Below are 19,718 nucleotides of genomic sequence, written 5' to 3' on the forward strand. Positions count from 1 at the left end.
AGGAGGCAGGGCTGTCGTGAAAATGAAGCCTGAGGCAAAGCTCCTGACGAAGTCGCAAAGTGCCGTCGAACCAGTGATATAGCCGCCCACTACACCGAAGGCCTTGCCAAGCGTTCCCTCAATTACCGTAATTCGGTCCATCAGCCCTTCGCGTTCGGCAATGCCGCCCCCGCGGGCACCATACATCCCTACGGCGTGCACCTCGTCAAGATAAGTGAGGGCGTTGTACGCCTCGGCGAGATCTACGATTTCATGGATTGGGCTAACATCGCCATCCATGGAATAGACGGACTCGAAGGCGACGAGTTTTGGACGAGACGGATCAGCCGCTCTCAGCAGACGCTCCAGGTCAGCAATATCATTGTGCTTGAAGATATGGCGTTCTGCCCTGCTGTGCCGAATTCCCTCGATCATCGATGCATGGTTTCCGGAGTCGGAAAATACAATGCAATTTGGAATTGCCGATGCGAGCGTGCTCAGTGCTGCCCAGTTTGATACATAGCCTGAGGTGAACAGCAGTGCGCTTTCCTTGTGGTGAAGATCAGCAAGTTCACGCTCTAGTTCAACGTGGTAATGGTTGGTACCGGAGATGTTTCGGGTACCGCCAGCACCGGCGCCGCAGCGATCGATCGCTTCATGCATGGCAGCAAGTACTTTTGGATGCTGGCCCATTCCAAGATAGTCATTAGAGCACCAGACGGTGATGTCGCTCTGACTCGTACCGTGATGTTTGGCACGGGGAAAATGCCCGCGCTTGCGTTCAAGATCGGCAAACACGCGGTAGCGGCCTTCAGCTTGCAGTTTTTGAAGCTCCGAATTGAAGAAGGTTTCGTAATCCATCTTGTCCTCACCGGGGAGGGGGATCTCTTGCTTGGGTATCGTCAAGCTCATGGCGCCAGTCTCTTGCTAAGTGCGGTATAGTTCAGATGTGGTGGCTCGACGTTGCGAGATTTTGCCGCGCCAGATCGGTGGGGCAAGCTCCACCGCCACAATTTATCAACGGGCAGCGGCAACATGAGGAACCAGTGCTCAAGGACTGCAAGGCAGGCCAGCGCAGCGAGTAGGGAATAGCCAGTCTGTGTTGCCGGGTCAGACGAAGTAACAGCCAGCATTAGAAGAAGCACGGCTCCTGTAGTGGCGGCCGTCACGGATATGGGAAAGAGCAAATTCATGGGCTTGTGCGTCAGGAAGCTCTTTAAGACCTCCATGTGCTTTGGTACGAATTCGGCGCTAACATTGCGGACGCCAAGAAAAACGTTGAGTCTTGCGCTCAAGTGCATTCCCCACAGGAGAAGGTATGCCCACAAACCCCACTGATTGGCTGATTGCCAGCAGAGCAGTGCGATCAGGACGGCGCCAACTACGATGGCGATCTCGTGCCAGAGATTGACAGCTATGGCGTGTCCAAAATGACTCCATCCTTTGCAGCCCGGGGCACAAGAGGTTTTGCGTGGGCCTGTGATGAAGCCAGTATAGAGACTCAGCTCTTGCCAGCCCCATGCTGCAACGCCTGCGGTGAATGACGCGTAGACCGCGATGGTAGAGGTGTCAGCCGCCCCGAGCCAGATGTTCAGAAGTGCGCACAACAGAAGAAATGTAGCGCCTGCCATGCTCCACCGGAAGGTGCGCACAGGTAGCTGATCAAGATAGAAGATCACTCCCGTAGCAAACCACCACAAGAAGAGTGCGTACAGGATAGGCAGGAAATAATCCATCACTCGGCCATTACCAAGTTGGCGCAAGCCGGACGTTGCCCGGCAGCGGATTGGATTTGGTGGGGATCAGGAAGAGACGAAAGAACGTCCATCCAGCTGCGGCAGCTGTTCGAACCTTGCCAAATCGTGCCGTAAGGCCTCCCTTTTTCTGCCACCCTGCGGCACGGTCATTGATTTTCCTCAGTTTTTCAAGGCCCGCGAAGAAGGCTGGATTATCAATGTCGATTTCGAGTGGAAAGACCTGACGTGAAATCTGCGAGGTGATCTTGAAGACTTTGTATCCATATTCGGTTGGGTCAATGTCGAGAGCCTCGTGAAAATAGGGTCTCTGATGATCGCGGACATACATGGTGGCAAAAACAGCCAGCAGAAAGAACTTTACCCATAGTTTGTTTATGCCACTCAGGAGCTCTGGGTGGGCCCGCATAATCAGCGCGAAAGCTTCGCCATGCCGGAACTCATCATTGCACCACAACTCAAACCATTTGAAGATCGGATGAATCCTCTTGTCTGGATTGGCCTGCAGGTGGCGGTAAATGGTTATATAGCGCGCATAGCCAATCTTCTCGGACAGATATGTTGCATAGAAAATAAATTTTGGTCGGAAGAAGGTGTACTTTTTGGTCTTTGTCAGAAAACCGAGATCGACGCCTATCTTGAAGTCCTTGAGAGTGTCGTTGATGAAACCTGCATGGCGTGACTCGTCACGGCTCATTAGGCGAAAGAGTTCGCACATATCCGGATTGGTTCCGCGTTTGCGCATTTCGGCGTAAAGTACGCAGCCTGAAAATTCAGCAGTCAGCGAGCTGACCAGAAAATCTACGAATTCGCGGCGCAGACCTTCTGGCATGCTTTCTAGCGTTACGTGATCCCACTCAGCGTTGCGCCGGAAGTGTGTTTTGTTTGGGTCGCTCTGCATTTCAGCGATGAGCGCATCCCATTCCTTACGCACGGGGGTTACATCGAGTTTGTCGAGAGCCTTATAGTCCGTTGTATAGAAGCGTGGGCTTAGGACGGTGGATTCCTGCGCTTTTGCGAGTGTGTCGGCAGGCCGGAGTCCGATTGTTTCGATGGTCATAGGTCATCCCCTGAGAAGCTGAATTCCAGAAGTTCCATGAATTCAAGGTCACCAGTAAGCCTTGTCCACTTCCGTTCAAGCCAATTAGCACGTGTAATTGTGACCTTTCGGCGTTCCATGGCTGTTTCGCCGTATGGAACTATGATGGGTTTTCCGTGAACGAGTACTTCATCACCTGGTTCGACCGTGACGCCGTCATCTAGCTCGACGTGGGCTGCAAGGCTCTCAAAGGTATTCGTGATGCGTACAGTGCACATGGCCTGTTCGACGGCGGCTGGAGCAAAAGGATTAAGCATCAGCTGTTGTCTCCTCCGGTTTGCAGGAACTTCGCGAAGATCTGGGCATTGTCCTGACCGTAAGCATTGAGGTCAAGTGTCACACCTGTGATTGTATCAGTGAGAAGCAACTGTCCGTTGTGGGCTTTATCCAGCCTGTATGCGGCTGAGATGTCGCCATCGCCTGTACGTCTCAGGCGATTGAGCCCCCGAAGTATGCCGGGAATGAAGCCTTCGCGATCGGCTATGGCTATTGAGCCCCCGGTTTCAGCGTCAATTATCTTGATCGAGCCTGTGGTGTCGTGCTCGAAACGAATAAGTCGGCTATCCTTGATATCGGACAGGGCGGCTGCTCTTTGAGGCTCGAATCCTGCAATCCTGGCACCAGCAACCAAGACCAGAGAAGCGGCCACCATGGCGACAGCAACAAGTGTTGGAAGTTGTGGACTAGATCTTAGATTGCTCTGACGGGTCATGTCACGCTGCGACAGCTTGAGTTTTGAGTTTGGGCAGGCCGTTGGCACGAGTGATTTCGTTTTGTGGCATTTGTAGTCCGTTCAGCGCGCCGGCGAGAAGGCTGGCAACTTCATCAGCATTCGGAATGCAGCGGAGGCATGGTTCGGGGTTGGCAAAGTGGAATGGCCGCGCATGGGGCCAGAGCATGAGATAGGCGACGCGTTGTCCTTTACATACCTTTAGCGGAAGGTCACCTGAACCGTTTCTGAAGAGCCGTAGGGATGCGCCATCAATCTGTCGGAATGGTAGGTTGATGCTGACGGGGAGTGCCATGCCGACCCGAAAAACCAGACGTTTGTTTGTTATTGAATAGACGCTGGTGCGTCCGCTGAGCCAGGCCAGACCCGTCAGCATGGCTGCCGCTACAAGTCCCATTGCCATCATCCAAAGCAAAGGTTGGATTGCGACTGTTGCAGGAACACCTTCGGCAAGTCGTAGCACAACCGAAAGTATACCCAGTGCTGCAAAGTACCAGATCACCTTGCGGGCGTGAAAAGCATGAATCGCAAGGTCTTGCCAGCGCGGTGAGCCCTGCCACAACAGACGCTCTCCCGGAGGCAGTACCTGTGGCAAACCGCGTTGCGGCTCAAAGTCGAAATCATCGTGGTTTTGGCTCATACGAGGGGCTCGGCTCGTTCTGGCAATGCGTAGAGATGGCCCCCAGAATAGTAGGCACAGATCTTGTCTTCCTCTAGCCGTGTGACCACATCCGGATTACGGGTGCCCGGCACCTTTATGAATTGCTTTGAAGTGATCGACTTGACGCCGACCTGTCGCTTTGAGGCTGATATACGAGCCAAAGTTGTTGGCAACAAAACGTTTCGCCTCTGACCATCCTTGTCGCGTACCTCCACCTCTAGGTAGCGCATGATATACTCTGCAACGTCTACCCACACATCGCGAACCGTTCCGCCAATCTTCCCATCTGCTCCGACAACGTCCATACCGCGAGGGTCCGGATCGCGCTCTTCGATGTGCCATCCATCCGTTTTGCGAAGTGGCACTAATTTCGGTGTACCGTGAACTGTTGCATCTGGAATGTCGAGACGCTCGGCATAGGCGGCTGGGCCAATGCCATCGATCATTGGGTCTCCGTCTGGTTCAAGTGGCGCTCCCGGCCATGGCCCGATTGGCGTCGCTTTCACAGGTCGCCCATCATGAGGCTCGGCTCTGGGGGCCTGTACGGTTGATCCGTCCGACAAGAGGTAAGTCTTAGGTGTAGGTACTGGTGGCCAGCCCTGAACCACAACGTGGCTTGAGCGATCCGAGTCGAGTGGATAGCCCTCCCGTTTACCTTCGCGGTGCAGATAGATGATGATGACTGCGAGGAAGCCCCAGAATACATAGAGCACCACTTGGGCGACATCGATATATTGAGTAAAGGCTGCGGACATCGTTGTTCTCCCTTGCTCAGCCTGGATATTGTGCCAAGCCAAAGCCTGGCGGTCTGCTCGCTCGCTTTCCGCCGCTTCGGACCATTGGCCCGATCACGGCGAGGGTGGCGAACAAAAATATGATCTCGATCTGATAGACGACGATGTAACCGCTAGCTGGTCCCCTGAAGGCCTCGCCCAAGACTCCACGATCGCCTAGTTCTGATATCCCATCCCTCAGCATTCCGGACAGACCGACGGCAACACCCGCGGCAGTCGCCTGTACGCCACCCCAAGCGCCTATAGCAAAACCGCTCAATCTGCCTGAGCCACTCGAGGCTAGGTCCATAGCAGCGGTCAGCATGCCAACCGCAAACAGCCCGCTGCCCATACCGACAAAGAAACTGCTGGTCTGGAAGAGGGCAGCTAAGCCGAGGAGAGGTGCGAAGATGATGCCGGCAAACGAAGCAATCCCAGCAAGCAAGCCCATCGAGGCTAGCCGATAGGGGTCGCCTCCTCGGCCAAGCAGGCGTGCTGAAAGTGCAAAGCCTGTCAGTGTGCCTGCTGCAAGTGTTGCAGACAGCCAGGTTGTCTGGCCGACGGTCATGGCAAAGACCTGACCACCGAAGGGTTCAAGAAGAATGTCCTGCATGCTGAAGCCTGCCGTACCAAGCCCTACGGCTACCAACAGTCGCTTGGATCGGCCTGCTGCTGCAAACCGCGCCCACGCCTCTGAGAAACTCACGCGTGTTCGTCCAGGTGCGGTAACTGAAGGGTTACGGAGTTCCTGCTTCCACATTGCAATACAGTTGAGGACCACGGTTATGACCGCTACAGCCTGGATGATCTGGATCAGACGAACTGCGCTGAACTCGGCTAGCAGGCTACCAAAGATCAGGGCACTTGCTACCATTCCCAAAAGCAGCATCACGTAGAGTAGCGCGACGACTCTTGGGCGGCTTTCTTCCGTGGCAAGGTCGTTGGCAAGAGCGAGGCCGGCAGTCTGTGTGATGTTGATGCCGGCCCCGATCAAAAGAAAGGCAAGCGCGGCACCGATTTCACCCCACACTGCGGAGCCATGGCCCTGGCCCGTCAGTACCAGCAAGGCGAAGGGTAAGATCGCAAAGCCGCCGAACTGCATCAGCGTGCCGAACCAGATATAGGGTACGCGCCGCCATCCAAGCAGTGAACGATGGGTATCAGACTTGAGTCCGATCAGGGCGCGGAACGGCGCAAACACGATTGGCAGCGACACCATGAGTCCAACGAGCCAGGCCGGCACTCCAAGTTCAACAATCATCACCCGGTTGAGTGTGCCCGTTAGAAGAACGAATGCCATACCAATTGAAATCTGGAACAAGGAGAGACGCAGCAGTCGACCGAGTGGCAGCTCCACAGTAGCGGCGTCTGCGAAAGGCAGAAAACGCGGCCCCAGCGTTTGCCAACCACTTACCATGCTGCGGCTGAATTTTTTCATCGAACGACAAGTTCCTGAGCTTGGGATATGTAAAAGCCACTGTTGATGAGTTTCGTTCGACCAAGTCCCCAAGCCTGAAGCTGATCCTTTTGCAAGATCGCCGCCTGCAGAGCGGCATTGCCGTGAGGTACGATGCGGGGAGAGCGATCACTGCGTGGGAATAGCTTACCCACCATGTGCATCAGAGCAAGTATTGGGGTGCGTGGCGCATAAGTGAAGTGAATGGTCTGTCGGCTCATCGATGATAAACGGGCAAGCATGCTGATCATGTCAGGCAGGCTGTAATGAATCAGGGAGTCCATCGCGACGACATGATCGAAAGAGCCAAGACGTAGCTCAAGCATATCTCCAGCGATGAATTGAATTCGACCTTCGCCCATACGCTCGGGCAGCCGCTCTCTTGCAATGCCGATCAGTGTTGGGGAAATGTCTACAGCTGTCACGTCCGCACCACGGCGCGCGGCCTCAACAGCAAGCGCTCCTGTGCCGCAGCCTGCATCAAGAACGCGCAAGCCGCGCATATCATCCGGCAGAAACGAGAGTAAAGTGGCGCGCATCTGGTTGCGGCCAGCCCGCACCGTAGCGCGAATACCGCTTACAGGGGCGTCTGAAGTGAGTTTGGACCACGCCACAGCAGCTGTACGGTCAAAGTAGGTTTCAAGTTCGCTTCGTCTCTCGAGGTAGCTGTCGCTCATCAGTCAAACCCCAAAAAGTCGAATATGTCGCGGTCTTTCATGGATCGTGCCTCGCAGGGTTCGGATCCAGCCCAAAGCTCTGCCGCAAGCCTCATGTATTCTTTTTGGACAAGCTCTACTTCTGGGCTTGGTGGCATTTCGAATAGCGTGGATTTTTTCAGCCGACTTACTCTGATTGCATCGACATCCGGAAGATGCGCAAGACGTCTTAGGCCAGTCGCTTCGGCAAAACGATCAATCTGATCCGTGTCTTTTGAGCGGTTGGCTATGACGCCGCCAACCCGAACACCGTAATTCTTGGCCTTTGCATTGATAGCCGCAACGATCCGATTCATCGCGAAAATCGAATCAAAATCATTTGCCGTAACGATAAGAGCGCGGTCGGCGTGCTGGAGGGGGGACGCAAATCCTCCGCATACGACGTCACCGAGCACATCAAAGATCACCACATCGGTTTCTTCCAACAGGTGATGCTCCTTCAGCAACTTTACAGTCTGGCCAACGACATAGCCGCCGCAGCCAGTTCCCGCTGGTGGGCCGCCGGCTTCAACGCACATAACGCCGTTATAGCCCTGAAATACGAAGTCTTCCGGTCTCAACTCTTCAGAGTGAAAGTCTACCTGCTCGAGTATATCGATCACCGTTGGAACGAGGCTCTTGGTGAGCGTGAAAGTGGAGTCATGTTTAGGATCACAACCAATTTGCAGAACTCGTTTACCGAGCTTGGAGAAGGCTACAGAAAGATTGGAAGATGTCGTACTTTTGCCAATGCCTCCTTTTCCATAGACCGAAAAGACCTTAGCATTACCGATGGTGGCATTCGGATCGAGGTGGACCTGAACGCTGCCTTCTCCATCCTCTCGGAGAGAGGTTTTGGATTTCGGCTTTCGGTCGATCACCAATGTCATGCTGCGGCCTCCACGCCAATTCCTTCGAGCTTATCTTCAAGTTCTTCGCCTGCGCGTTGTAGCGCGGCCAGTGTTTCCGCATCAGGCGACCAGAATTCGCGTCGCTGAGCTTCAAGAAGTCGGTTCACAACCTTCACGGCTGCTTTTGGATTGAGTGCTGCAAGCCGGTCGCGCATCGACTCGTCTAGCACGTAGGTCTGTGTAAACTGCTGATAGACCCAAGGTGCGACTTGTCCCGTGGTGGCTGACCAGCCAACCGTATTGGTAAGGTGACATTCAATATGGCGGACACCTTCATGGCCGTGCTTGAGCATGCCTTCGTACCATTTTGGATTGAGAACGCGGGTGCGGGATTCAAGTGCAACCTGGTCGGCAAGGGTTCGCACAATCCCAGTCCCTCTTGTCTGATCTCCAATATAAACTGGTATAACTCGACCTTGCTGCTTTTCTGCTGCCCGGCTAATCCCGCCTAGAGAGTCGAAATAGTGATCAACAGTCGTCACGCCAAGTTCGACTGATTCGAGATTCTGATAGGCGAGGTCGACGCCGGACAGTACAGCCGCCATGATCTTGGGGTGGGCGGTGGCTTGTCCGCCGCGTCCATGAGCAAAACACTTACGCGCAGCGAATACTTCGCCTAATTCGCTCTCGTCCTCCCAGCGTCCACTGTCGATGAGCATGTTGACATTTGAGCCATAGGCGCCATCAGCATTACTGAATACACGCAGTGAAGCAGTCTCCAGATCGCAACCTGTTTGCGCCATATGTGCAATTGCGTGTTTTCGAATAAAGTTCATGTCGGTCGGTTCGTCAGCTGCTGCAGCCAGAAAGCAGGCCTCTGCGAGCATCCGGGTCTGAAGTGGTAATAAGTCCCTGAAGATACCTGAAAGGGTGAGCATAACGTCGATGCGTGGTCGACCGAGCTCAGTGAGTGGAAGCAGTTCCGCTCCACACAGGCGCCCAAAACTATCAAAGCGTGGGCTTGCACCGATTAGCGCAAGCGCTTGGGAAATTGGTCCACCTTCAGTTTTGAGGTTGTCGGTTCCCCAAAGTACAAGAGCAATTGTCTCGGGAAGGGCTTTGCCATTCAATACGTGAGTTTCGAGCAAAAGATCGGCCTGGCGTGCACCATCCCTGACCGCAAATGCAGATGGCAATCGGAATGGATCGAAACCGTGGAGGTTTCGACCAGTTGGCAGAATTTCGGGGCTACGTATTAGATCACCCCCAGCAACTGGTCGTATGAAACGGCCATCTAGTGCGCGCATGAGCGCGGGTAATTCATGATCCTCTGCAAGAAGTTTTTCCATTGAAACAATATCGGCGCCCTCCGTGCTCTGGGCAACTTGTTCAATTGTCTCGCGCCGTGCTTCTGGGCTCATAATTTCACCCACTACATGAAGACCATGTGGAATGAGAGTGTATTCGAGTTCCAGTATACGAATCTGAAGATCCTCAATGAATGGTCCCGATTCAGTTGGGGACCAGGCAGGAGTTGGCTTGCATAGGTTGACCTGAGCAGCTTGTGCCTGAATGAGTAACGACAGTTCCGCGGTCTCCGACGCGTCTGGTTCAAGGCCGCGCCATCGCCCGATTGAGGCCTTTAGGTCGATAAGTCCACGATAGAGACCAGCCTGCGCAAGTGGAGGTGTGAGGTAGCTTATCAGTGTTGCGCCTGCACGTCTTTTTGCAATGCTACCCTCGGAGGGATTGTTGGCGCAATAGAGGTATACATGTGGCAGGTCGCCGATAAGTCGATCAGGCCAACAGGCTGCTGAGAGTCCTGTTTGCTTACCCGGCATAAACTCGAGCGCACCATGAGTGCCGAAGTGTAGAACGGCATTGGCTGCAAAGTCTTCTCTCAAGTAACGATAGAATGCCGAGAAAGCATGTGTAGGCGTAAAGCTCTTCTCAAAGAGCAACCGCATTGGATCGCCTTCGTAGCCGAATGCTGGTTGAATCCCAACGAGTACATTGCCAAAGCGTTCACCCAATACATGGATGCCGCTACCATCTGACTGTTGCCGGCCTGGTGCAGGCCCCCATTGTGCTTCAATTTCGGAAAGCCATTCTTCTCTGCGTACGTGATCGTCAACTGAAATGCGCGTCAGTACGTTGGCATCGCTGCCATAGCGTTCAGAGTTGCCATTTAAAAGCCGATCTCGAAGGGTCTCGAGATTTTCAGGAAGATCAACGATGTAACCCTCGGTCTTCAGTGTTTTGAGTGTATTATACAGAGACTGAAATACTGAGAGGAATGCTGCTGTTCCTACAGCCCCCGCATTCGGTGGAAAGTTGAACAGCACAATAGCTATTTTGCGTTCTTGCTTGGGTGTGATCCGGAGTTCGATCATGCGACTTACGCGTGCTGCCAACATCGCGGCGCGTTCTGCATGCACGCGCATGCCACGTTCACCACTGTCGGTAGCGCTTCTGCCACCAAAGACGACGCCTCCGGCAGCGCCATCAAGTTCGGGGATGGCGACCATCATCGTGGCTTCAATTGGATGAAGGCCGCGTGGAGAGGCCTCCCATTCTTCTAAAGTCTGAAACTCAACGGGTTGAGCTGCGATATAGGGCACGTCAAGTTCCGCTAGTATATCTTCAGCTGCTCTCGCGTCATTATAGGCAGGACCACCTACAAGCGAGAAGCCGCTGAGTGAAACAAGCGCATCAACAGTCGTTTTCCCGTCTCGCCTAAAAAAGCGTTCAATCGCAGGCCGCTGGTCAAGCCCAGTCGCAAAGGCAGGTATCACCTTAAGACCTCGCGTTTCAAAAGCAGCAATTACACCGTCATAATGCGCCGTATCACCAGAGAGTACATAAGACCGCATGAGTAACAGTCCTACCGTTCCCCTCTCACCAGAAGGTGGGCCGGGGAGATTCGCGGCGGTTTCGCTCATTCTCTTCGGAAGCCGGGGATGATAAACACCAACTTCAGGGTAGGAGAGTGGTTCTACGTATTTGATTTTTTCACGCAGTTCTTTTCTAGTGCCATCTGCGTATCGCGCAGTGAGAAAGCGTACGAGCTGACCTATGTTCTCTTCTGATCCGGCAAGCCAATATTGCATGGCAAGGAAATATGCCCGTAGATCCTGGGCAGTGCCGGGAATGAAACGAAGAATCTTGGGAATGCGCTTCAGCAGTGCAAGTTGCCTTTCGCCGGCTGAGGCGCTGCTTGCCGCACCCTCAGCTTTTGCGCCGCGTAGCTTCTTGAGGAGGTTTACAAGCGCTCCCTGGCTTCCGCCCATGACGAAACGTCCCATACGCGTGAGCTTGACGACTTCGCCAGACGACATAAAGCATACCATCGCATCACAGGTCTCCCGCCTAGCCTTAAGTGCTGGCAGCACGGCTTGGATATGATCCTCCATGAACAGCATGGTGGCGATGACGATGTTTGATTTTTCAATATCAGAAATGCACTCTTTGAGTGATAGGGGATTGGCACTCCAGCCTGAGGCAGCATGAACGCTAAGCGAAAGCCCCGGAATGTCACGCGCTAACTCCCGGCGCAACCGGGCAATAGCTGCTGTCAGGTGGTTATCGAGCGTCACGATGGTTACATGCATCGGCTGTTCACCGACTGTAGTAGGATTTGGCATCGTAGAGCGTCTCAACAGTAATCAGGCTTAGCCCTCGTTCTGCGGCAAATTTTTCTGTGTTTCGCCTTGCCTTTCCACGAACGAAGAAGGGAACTTTCTGTAGCTCGCGTTCCGCTTCTGGAGACCATCCGCTTGCAGCGGGATCGCGGGATTGAGCCTGTGGACGCACTGCACCATGACCAAGATGAGAAGGAGCAGCTCGATCATTGAATTCAAAGTCATTTCGGAACATATGAATAAGATGTTCCTCGAGCCCCATCATTAGTGGATGCACCCAACTGTCAAATATTACGTTAGAACCCTCAAATCCCATCTGTGGTGAATAGCGCGCCGGGAAGTCTTGAACATGTACGGGTGCCGAAATTACTGCGCATGGAATGCCTAGTTTCTTGGCTATGTGGCGCTCCATCTGGGTACCTAGCACCAGCTCTGGCTGCACTTGGGCCACCTTTGCTTCAACCTCAAGGTAATCGTCGGTAACTAGTGCTTCGAGACCGAGTTCTTCTGCCTTGGCGCGCACTGGACGGGCAAATTCCCGCGAGTAGGTACCCAGACCGACGACATCAAACCCCAGTTCTTCCTTTGCAATCCTCGCGGCTGCCAACGCATGGGTTGCATCTCCAAAAATGAATACGCGCTTGCCTGTGAGATAAGTCGAATCAACAGAGCGTGAATACCATGGCAGTCTTGCGGCACTGTCTGCCGCTGAGACCGCAGCATCAATTCCAGCCAGTCTAGTAACTTCAACAACAAATTCCCGCGTTGCCGATACGCCGATGGGCACAACAGTGGTCATGGGTTGCTTGCAGTTCCGCTCCAGCCAGCGGCCCACTGTCTCCGCAATTTCAGGATAGAGAACAACGTTGAAGGCTGCTTGCCCAAGGCGACGGATGTCGTCAGGCGTTGCGTTCAACGGTGCGACAACATTAATCGTTAAACCAAGCTCCTCTAGCAGTTTTGTGATTTCTGCAAGGTCATCACGATTCCGAAAACCCAAGGCCGTTGGCCCAAGGATGTTGCAGCTGCGTGGATTAAACTCAGTGGCATTATCGCGCGGTGCGCAGAGAGTTCGTACAATCTGGTAGAAGGTCTCTGATGCGCCCCAATTTTCTTTTTTTTGATAGGATGGAAGCTCAAGTGGTATTACTGGTACCGGAAGTTGGAGTGCTTTCGCTAGCCCGCCCGGGTCATCCTGGATGAGTTCTGCGGTACAGGAGGCGCCAACAATAATAGCTTGTGGTTTGAAGCGTTGGTATGCATCAGCACAGGCAGTCTTGAACAACTCTGCAGTATCGCCTCCCAGATCACGTGCCTGAAAGGTAGTATACGTGACGGGTGGCCGCGTGGTGCGACGCTCGATCATGGTGAATAGGAGATCGGCATAGGTATCGCCTTGTGGCGCATGCAATACATAATGCAGACCCTTCATCGCGGTCGCTATGCGCATTGCGCCAACATGAGGCGGGCCTTCATAGGTCCACAGGGTGAGTTGCATTACCTACACCCCCAGCCGTGTCTGTCTGTCGAGCGGGCGTGAGAACAAACGTGCCAGATCGCCGGCCTGTTCATAGCCCTGGATAGGTGTGAACACGAGTTCAATCGACCACTTGGTGGTATATCCTTCCGCCTCAAGTGGATTGGCGAGACCCAGTCCGCATACTATGAGATCAGGTTTGGAAGCTCGGCAACGGTCAAGTTGTTTTTCTACATCCTGCCCCTCACTAAGCCGGCAGCTTGCTGGTAACTGGCCGATCTCCTGAGCGAGGTGCTGGCGCTGTAGATACGGTGTTCCTGCCTCAACGGGTTCCATTCCAAGTTCTTGAGAGACAAAACGCGCGAGCGGCACTTCCAGTTGCGAATCGGGGAAAAAGAAGATGCGTTTTCCATTCAGTAACTGGCGATGCGGTTCGAGTGCCATCCGAGCACGGTTGATCCCGGCCTCAGTTGCATGACGAAGTTTTGCATCGGTTACACCGAAAGCGTCGGCGGCCGCCCTAAACCACTGCGTCGTTCCTTCTGCTCCCAAAGGAAACGTGGCAGGGATGTGGCGAGCGCCGCGTTCTTCTAGCGCGCGTGCAGTGTCGTTGAGAAAGGGCTGTGCTAGCAGATATCGCGTACCGGGCCCGACCGGTGGCAGATCATTAGCTTGACGCGAGGGCAGAAAAGCTACGTTGCCAAGGCCCATGTCAGAAAAGATCCGCCGGAATTGATCTTCGACCACATCGGAGAGTGCCCCCGCCACAAGGAGCGGGGGCACGGCGCCGGAGGCTGGAAGGGGGGAGAAGGGTACCAGCGCGGCTAAACAAGCATCTTCGCCCTGCGTAAAGGTGGTTTCGATCCCGCTACCGGAGTAGTTCAACACCCTTACTCGAGGCGAATGAATTTGTGAGAGACGCGCCGCGGCGCGCTTGAGGTCGAGTTTAATGACTTCGGACGGGCATGACCCGACGAGGAATAGCATCTTGATGTCAGGACGGCGTTCAAGCAGGCGGTTGACCACCTTATCCAATTCAGTGTCGATTTCAGACAACCCAGCCAAATCGCGCTCATCAATAATTGCGGTTGCAAAGCGCGGTTCGGCAAAAATCATGACCCCGGCCGCGGACTGGATAAGATGTGCGCAAGTGCGTGAGCCAACTACAAGGAAGAATGCATCCTGGATCTTACGATGAAGCCAGACGATGCCGGTTAGTCCGCAAAATACCTCTCGCTGTCCACGTTCACGCAAAACGGGGACGTCGGCACAGCCGTTTGCTGCGGAAGTGTTCGCGGGTCGGAAGGGTAAGTTCATGATGCCGCCTCCACCGTACCCAGTCGTGCAGCCCGAAGTTTGAGTAAAAACTGTCCTGCATTGATCACATAGGCGGCGTATGCGACGAGAGCGAGAATCAGGAGGTCGGTTTCATTGAGGCTGCCTGACAGTAAGGACACTAGATAGGCGGTGTGCAGAGCGATCACGATGAAGCTCACCGCATCCTCCCAGAAGAATGCTGGCGCGAAGAGATATCTGCCAAAGACATCCTTTTCCCAGAGCGATCCTGTGATCATTATCGTGTAGAGAAGTAATGTCTTGAGGATGATGGACAGGTTGGCGATTGCGGCGCCATCTCCCGTGATGAGCGTCCGAAGAACCAGCGCAAGGCTAACCAGAAAGACCAGGAACTGCAGTGGCGCCAACACGGCCTGTACGCGGGTCCAGGGCGAAGAGTCGCGCCGCTGCCTTTCGGCTTCCGTGTAAAGCCCTTTGCTTAGACCGAGCTGGCGGCGAAGCACTTGCATTGATCGCTCCCCGGGCCCGCTACACTCCCGCTGGTGGCGGGGCGCAGGATTGTGGCCCTGAGATTGAAAGCTAACCGCCACCCATTAATGTGTCAATACATGTTGACGTCAGAAAAAATCGACATAGGATCTGGACAGACTGCCATGGGGGCGATAGCCTCTCTGACCGTGGAGTGGGCTTGAGAGTGATGACCACGCCGAGACCATCGGCCCGAAAGACCAGCGGGAGGCCTTCTCCGGCGAAAGGGCTGGTGCGCCCTTGAATGACGCCCCGCCATTGCCGCGCGTCGCGACAAGCGTGGTGGACGCCTTCGGCCAGGCCTTGCTGGCGGGCGATGGCAGCGATGCCGGACTGCTGGTGGAGGAACTGCTGGCCGACGGCCTGCCGGCCGAAACCCTGATGATGGACCTGCTCGCCCCGGCGGCACGGCTGCTCGGGGGCCAGTGGTGCGACGACCGAATCGACTTCGTGGCGGTGACCCTGGGACTGTCGCGCATCCAGCAGGTGCTGCGCCGGCTGCGCATGCCCGCCCCGCCACATGGCGAATCGCGCGGCCGGGTGCTGCTCGTGCCGGTGCCGGGCGAGCAGCACAGCTTCGGCCTGCGCCTGGTTGAGGAGATGCTGCGCCGCGACGGCTGGCGGGTGACGGTGGCCCTGGCTGTGAGCGAGCTCGACATCTGCACGAAGATATCCACAGAAAACTATGATATAATTGGATTTTCAATATCCGGAACCCGACTGATCCCGGCCCTGGGCCAAACCATCCGGCGTGTCCGCGCCGACTCACGCAACCCGCTGCTGCGAATCATGGTGGGCGGGGTGGCGCTCGCGGGGGGCGGCGTCACTGCCGCCGAGATCGGGGCCGATGCCATCGTGGCGGACGCGCGGGCCGCGGTCGTCGAGGCCAACCGTTGGCTGGCCGACATGCTGGCGCTTGGGGAGCCGGCGTGAGCATGTGCCCGACCGCCCACAGCCCGAGGAGGAGCCTGCCGTGACGCTGCGAAGCGTATCGAGCGCACCACGCACGGCGGGGGCAAGCCCCGCCGAACTGATGGCCGGGATGGAGGCCGAGCAGGCCGCCGTGCTGTTGTCGGCGGCCGCCGACATCGCCTTTCCGGTTCAGGCCGACGGAACGATCGGCGAGCGGGTTCTGGTGACCGGGCCTGAGCTCGGCGCGGATCACTTCGCCGACTGGCCGGGCAAGGCCTGGAGCGAGGTCTCGACCATCGAGAGCCGGCCAAAGATCGAGCAGATGCTGCAGGAGGCCGCCATGGGCCTGCCGCCGCGCTGGCGGCAGATCAACCATCCGGTGCCGGGCGCCCCGGACATTCCGGTGCGCTACTGCGTGCTCAAGGCGGGCGGCAGGGGCCAGTTCGTGGCGCTGGGCCGGGAGATGCGCAATCTCGCGGCCGTGCAGCAGAAGCTTCTGGCGGCCGAACAATCGATTGAGCAGGAATATGCCAGGCTGCGCCACGCCGAAACCCGCTACCGGCTGCTGATGCAGGTGGCTTCCGAGGCGATCCTGGTCGTGGATCAGCGTTCGGGCCGCGTGACCGAGGCCAATGCGGCAGCCGCCACGCTGATGAACAAGCCGCTCAAGCGCCTCGTGGGGGCGCAATTCACCGGCCTGTTCGACGGCGGCGACGCCGAGCGCGTGGAGGCCCTGCTGATGGCGCTGAAGGCCACCGGCCGGGCCGATGACGTGGCCCTGACGCTGGAGGGCGGCCAGCAGCAGGCGGTGCTGGGCGCCACCATCTTCCGGCAGGAGAATGCCACGCTCTATCTCATGCGGCTGCTGCCCATTGCGGCGGGAGCCGCCGGCATCGTCATGTCGCGCGGCCAGGCGGCGGTGGTCAATGCGGTGCGCGATCTGCCCGAGGCCTTCGTGGTCACCGACCTGGAGCGCCGGGTTGTATCGGCCAATGCGGCCTTCCTCGACAGCGCCCAGCTGGGCAGCGAGGAACAGGCGCGCGGCGAGCCGATCGAGCGCTGGCTGGGGCGCGTGGGTGTGGATGTGCCGGTGCTGTTCAACAGCCTGGCAGAGAGCGGGGCGGTGCGCCAGTTCCAGACGGTGCTGCGCGGCCAGTTCGGCGCGGTCGAGGATGTCGAGGTGTCGGGTGCGGCCTCGCCGCCCGGCAACCCCTCCTGCTATGGTTTCGCGATCCGGCGCATGAGCCGCCGCGCGCTGGAGCCGGGCGACGGCAGCCGCAGCCTGCTGCGCTCGGTGGACGAGATGACCAAGCTGGTCGGCAAGGTGCCGCTCAAGGACCTGGTGCGCGAGGCCACCGACATCATCGAGCGGCTGTGCATCGAGGCCGCGCTGCAGCTCAACGACAACAACCGCGCCAGCACGGCGGACATGCTGGGCCTCTCCCGCCAGAGCCTCTATGTGAAGCTCAATCGCTATGGCATCGAGGACCGCCCGGACATCGGCGAGAATGGGTGACTTTGGCATGCTGGCGCATGCCGTCCGGCGCGAAAAACCTTGCTGTCCGATGCCATTTCGGTTGCCTTGCGCGGCGCAAGCTGGCGGTTGCCGCGTGCCCGCCTGACGCCCTTCACGCTGCCCTGACAGCGCGCGCTGTCAGGACGGAATGACGGAAATTGGGTCGTGGAGAGGGCGTCTTCATGTCCCAAACGCGAACTGCCTGTGCCGTTCGTCAAACTGATCCGGCCAGTGGCAAACGTATTCCGCGAACGATTTCAATTCCAGCGCAGACTTCATGTGATTCAGGCCACAGACGGACCAGTGAGGGTTTCCACACTCCTGTAACGCGAGAAACGGCGAGATGAGCTCAAGCTCAGGTTTTCCTCCCGACGGGGCAGGGGGTACTTAATTACGTCGCGTTTCATTTCGCTCCGAGATGACTTGCGCCGGAGCCATCAATGGAATGCGTCCGAAGTGGGTCGTCTGGGAACTGAGGTGGATTTGGGGTGGTCCCAAGTTCGACAGGCCACGTCCTGGCGCATTGGTGTTCTGCATGACCCATTCCGCATCTCGGAGGACCGCGGCGTCCTGGCCGCAGGCGGGCTCAGCTCCGGAATCACTTAAGCCGATCACCTGGTTTCCGCCAATGCGGGCGTTTGGCTGCGGGGTGTCGACCCTGGGCCTGCCGCACTCATCCAGAGTACACTGACCGCAGGCCGGATGAACAAAAACTTGTCATGGCAGACAAGTGAATCTCAGTTGATAATTACGGTTTTATATGTTTATTATTTTCATCTGGAATGGTGATCGATCTGGTTCGTGCCCCGAGGGCTTTGCAGATCGAGCAGGGTGTTACCCAGGCGTGGTGGATGTGATCGCCTCACTCGAACGCCCTGCGCTGGCAGGCTGTCGTAACCGAGCCTAACTTAGTGTTTTCGAGGTTGAACAATGAAAGTATCTTTGGGTGGCTTGCTTCGGTCCCTACCCGGGCCAATCTCAGAGGACTGGCCCAGTGGCGAGCCCTTCATTGAAGCATTTCGCCATGGCAGCATGTCTGTTGAAATATTTGCGCCGCGTGGGAGGGATGCGCAGACGCCACATGATCAAGACGAGCTTTACTTCGTCGTGGGCGGAACGGCAGTTTTGAATATTGAAGGTGTGCACCATGAAGCTGCGTCTGGAGATGCATTTTTTGTTGCGGCGCATCAGCGGCATAATTTTGATAAGATGTCAGATGATTTCGTGACATGGGTGGTGTTCTGGGGCCCAAATGGCGGCGAGACGGAGTGATGAGAGTTGAGTGAATCGAACTGGCAGGCCAGGTTCTGACTCGTTCGCATTGCTTGTCCTTACCGAGCCTCCGCTTGACGATGTGCACGCATTGTACAGGAACAGTCATCACCTGCCCCCCGAGTTCGATGACATGGCGGGAGGGCAAGCATCAGCCCCCGGTTTGACAGGCCACGGCCTGGCGCATAGGTTTTGCGCATGACGCACTCCGCACCCCCGAAGACCGCGGCGTCCTGGCCGCAGGCGGGCGCCGTGCTGGAACTGCTGAAGCCGGTCACCTGGTTTCCGCCGATGTGGGCGTTCGGCTGCGGGGCGGTGTCCTCGGGCCGGCCGCTTGGCGAGAACTGGATGCTGCTGCTGGCCGGCATCCTGCTGTCGGGGCCCATGGTGTGCGGCACCAGCCAGGCGGTGAATGACTGGTTCGACCGCCATGTCGATGCCATCAACGAGCCGCGGCGGCCCATTCCGTCCGGCCGGGTTCCGGGGCGCTGGGGCCTGTGGATCGCCATGGCCTGGACGCTGCTGTCGCTGGCGCTTGCCGCGGGGCTTGGTCCGGTCGTCCTGTGGGCCGCGGTGTTCGGCCTCGCGGCCGCCTGGGCCTACAGCGCGCCGCCCCTGCGCCTCAAGGCCAATGGCTGGTGGGGCAATGCCGCGGTGGGCCTCTGCTATGAGGGCCTGCCCTGGTTCACCGGCGCCGCCGTGCTGCTGCATGCGGTGCCGGGCTGGCCGGTGCTGGTGCTGGCCGCGCTCTATTCGGCGGGTGCGCATGGCATCATGACGCTGAACGACTTCAAGTCGATCGAGGGGGACAAGCGCATGGGCGTGCGCTCGCTGCCGGTGCAGCTGGGCGTGCAGGGGGCGGCGCGCCTGGCCTGCGCGGTGATGGCGCTGCCGCAGGCCGCCGTGGTGGGGCTGCTGCTGTCCTGGGAGAGGCCCTATCACGCGCTGGCCGTGGCGGGGCTGCTCGTGCTGCAGCTGGCCATGATGGCGCGCTTTCTCGGCGATCCCCGGCGCCGCGCCCTGTGGTACAGCGGCCTCGGGGTGACGCTCTATGTGAGTGGCATGCTGGTCAGCGCCT

18 protein-coding genes are annotated in these 19,718 nt (G+C 57.0%); 4 read left to right on the forward strand and 14 right to left on the reverse strand.

Features of this window, described 5'->3' with window-relative positions:
- The 14 genes from hemA to bchF form a co-directional block, all read right to left on the reverse strand.
- On the reverse strand, positions 1-840 hold an 840-nt coding region (gene hemA, locus ACILRN_RS07450; RefSeq protein ID WP_395687006.1), incomplete at its 3' end, for a 5-aminolevulinate synthase.
- 47 nt (positions 841-887) lie between these two features.
- Entirely contained in the window at positions 888-1,715 is an 828-nt protein-coding gene (puhE, locus tag ACILRN_RS07455) for a putative photosynthetic complex assembly protein PuhE (protein ID WP_395686972.1), read from the reverse strand.
- Positions 1,716-1,725: 10 nt separating this feature from the next.
- Positions 1,726-2,793: a magnesium-protoporphyrin IX monomethyl ester (oxidative) cyclase gene (acsF, locus tag ACILRN_RS07460; RefSeq protein ID WP_395686974.1), complete on the reverse strand. Its 1,068-nt coding sequence runs from the start codon at positions 2,791-2,793 to the stop codon at positions 1,726-1,728.
- Positions 2,790-3,089, reverse strand: a complete 300-nt coding sequence (locus ACILRN_RS07465; RefSeq protein ID WP_395686976.1) for a hypothetical protein — start codon at positions 3,087-3,089, stop codon at positions 2,790-2,792. Before ACILRN_RS07465 ends, acsF begins: the two co-directional genes overlap by 4 nt.
- On the reverse strand, positions 3,089-3,544 hold the full coding sequence (puhC, locus tag ACILRN_RS07470; RefSeq protein WP_395686978.1) for a photosynthetic complex assembly protein PuhC: 456 nt from the start codon (positions 3,542-3,544) through the stop codon (positions 3,089-3,091). The genes ACILRN_RS07465 and puhC overlap by 1 nt, the downstream gene beginning before the upstream one ends.
- A gap of 1 nt (position 3,545) precedes the next feature.
- Positions 3,546-4,202: a photosynthetic complex putative assembly protein PuhB gene (puhB, locus tag ACILRN_RS07475; protein WP_395686980.1), complete on the reverse strand. Its 657-nt coding sequence runs from the start codon at positions 4,200-4,202 to the stop codon at positions 3,546-3,548.
- On the reverse strand, positions 4,199-4,978 hold the full coding sequence (puhA, locus tag ACILRN_RS07480) for a photosynthetic reaction center subunit H (protein WP_395686982.1): 780 nt from the start codon (positions 4,976-4,978) through the stop codon (positions 4,199-4,201). Before puhA ends, puhB begins: the two co-directional genes overlap by 4 nt.
- A 16-nt stretch (positions 4,979-4,994) precedes the next feature.
- Positions 4,995-6,434 (reverse strand): BCD family MFS transporter, encoded by a 1,440-nt coding sequence (locus ACILRN_RS07485; RefSeq protein WP_395686984.1) that lies wholly within the window; start codon positions 6,432-6,434, stop codon positions 4,995-4,997.
- Entirely contained in the window at positions 6,431-7,129 is a 699-nt protein-coding gene (gene bchM / locus ACILRN_RS07490) for a magnesium protoporphyrin IX methyltransferase (RefSeq protein ID WP_395686986.1), read from the reverse strand. Before bchM ends, ACILRN_RS07485 begins: the two co-directional genes overlap by 4 nt.
- The gene (gene bchL / locus ACILRN_RS07495; RefSeq protein WP_395686987.1) at positions 7,129-8,037 is read right to left on the reverse strand and encodes a ferredoxin:protochlorophyllide reductase (ATP-dependent) iron-sulfur ATP-binding protein; all 909 of its coding nucleotides are present in this window, start codon (positions 8,035-8,037) and stop codon (positions 7,129-7,131) included. The genes bchM and bchL overlap by 1 nt, the downstream gene beginning before the upstream one ends.
- The gene (locus ACILRN_RS07500) at positions 8,034-11,642 is read right to left on the reverse strand and encodes a magnesium chelatase subunit H (protein ID WP_395686989.1); all 3,609 of its coding nucleotides are present in this window, start codon (positions 11,640-11,642) and stop codon (positions 8,034-8,036) included. The genes bchL and ACILRN_RS07500 overlap by 4 nt, the downstream gene beginning before the upstream one ends.
- Positions 11,617-13,137: a ferredoxin:protochlorophyllide reductase (ATP-dependent) subunit B gene (gene bchB / locus ACILRN_RS07505; protein ID WP_395686991.1), complete on the reverse strand. Its 1,521-nt coding sequence runs from the start codon at positions 13,135-13,137 to the stop codon at positions 11,617-11,619. The genes ACILRN_RS07500 and bchB overlap by 26 nt, the downstream gene beginning before the upstream one ends.
- A 3-nt stretch (positions 13,138-13,140) precedes the next feature.
- Positions 13,141-14,433, reverse strand: a complete 1,293-nt coding sequence (locus ACILRN_RS07510; protein ID WP_395686994.1) for a ferredoxin:protochlorophyllide reductase (ATP-dependent) subunit N — start codon at positions 14,431-14,433, stop codon at positions 13,141-13,143.
- Positions 14,430-14,921 carry a 2-vinyl bacteriochlorophyllide hydratase gene (gene bchF, locus ACILRN_RS07515; protein ID WP_395686996.1) on the reverse strand — a complete coding sequence of 164 codons (492 nt, stop codon included), beginning with the start codon at positions 14,919-14,921 and terminating at the stop codon, positions 14,430-14,432. The genes ACILRN_RS07510 and bchF overlap by 4 nt, the downstream gene beginning before the upstream one ends.
- Before the next feature lie 259 nt (positions 14,922-15,180).
- Here bchF and ACILRN_RS07520 point away from each other — a divergent pair, with 259 nt between their 5' ends.
- The 4 genes from ACILRN_RS07520 to chlG form a co-directional block, all read left to right on the forward strand.
- Positions 15,181-15,873, forward strand: a complete 693-nt coding sequence (locus ACILRN_RS07520; protein WP_395686998.1) for a B12-binding domain-containing protein — start codon at positions 15,181-15,183, stop codon at positions 15,871-15,873.
- Between the two features lie 40 nt (positions 15,874-15,913).
- A complete protein-coding gene (ppsR, locus tag ACILRN_RS07525; RefSeq protein WP_395687000.1) occupies positions 15,914-17,368 on the forward strand; it encodes a transcriptional regulator PpsR in 1,455 nt (484 codons plus the stop codon).
- A 930-nt stretch (positions 17,369-18,298) separates the two neighbouring features.
- Positions 18,299-18,640 (forward strand): cupin domain-containing protein, encoded by a 342-nt coding sequence (locus ACILRN_RS07530; protein ID WP_395687001.1) that lies wholly within the window; start codon positions 18,299-18,301, stop codon positions 18,638-18,640.
- A gap of 198 nt (positions 18,641-18,838) precedes the next feature.
- Positions 18,839-19,718, forward strand: an 880-nt coding sequence (chlG, locus tag ACILRN_RS07535; RefSeq protein WP_395687004.1) for a chlorophyll synthase ChlG, incomplete at its 3' end; no start/stop codon positions are given.

This window comes from Aestuariivirga sp., from assembly GCF_044238155.1.
Lineage (GTDB): Bacteria > Pseudomonadota > Alphaproteobacteria > Rhizobiales > Aestuariivirgaceae > Aestuariivirga.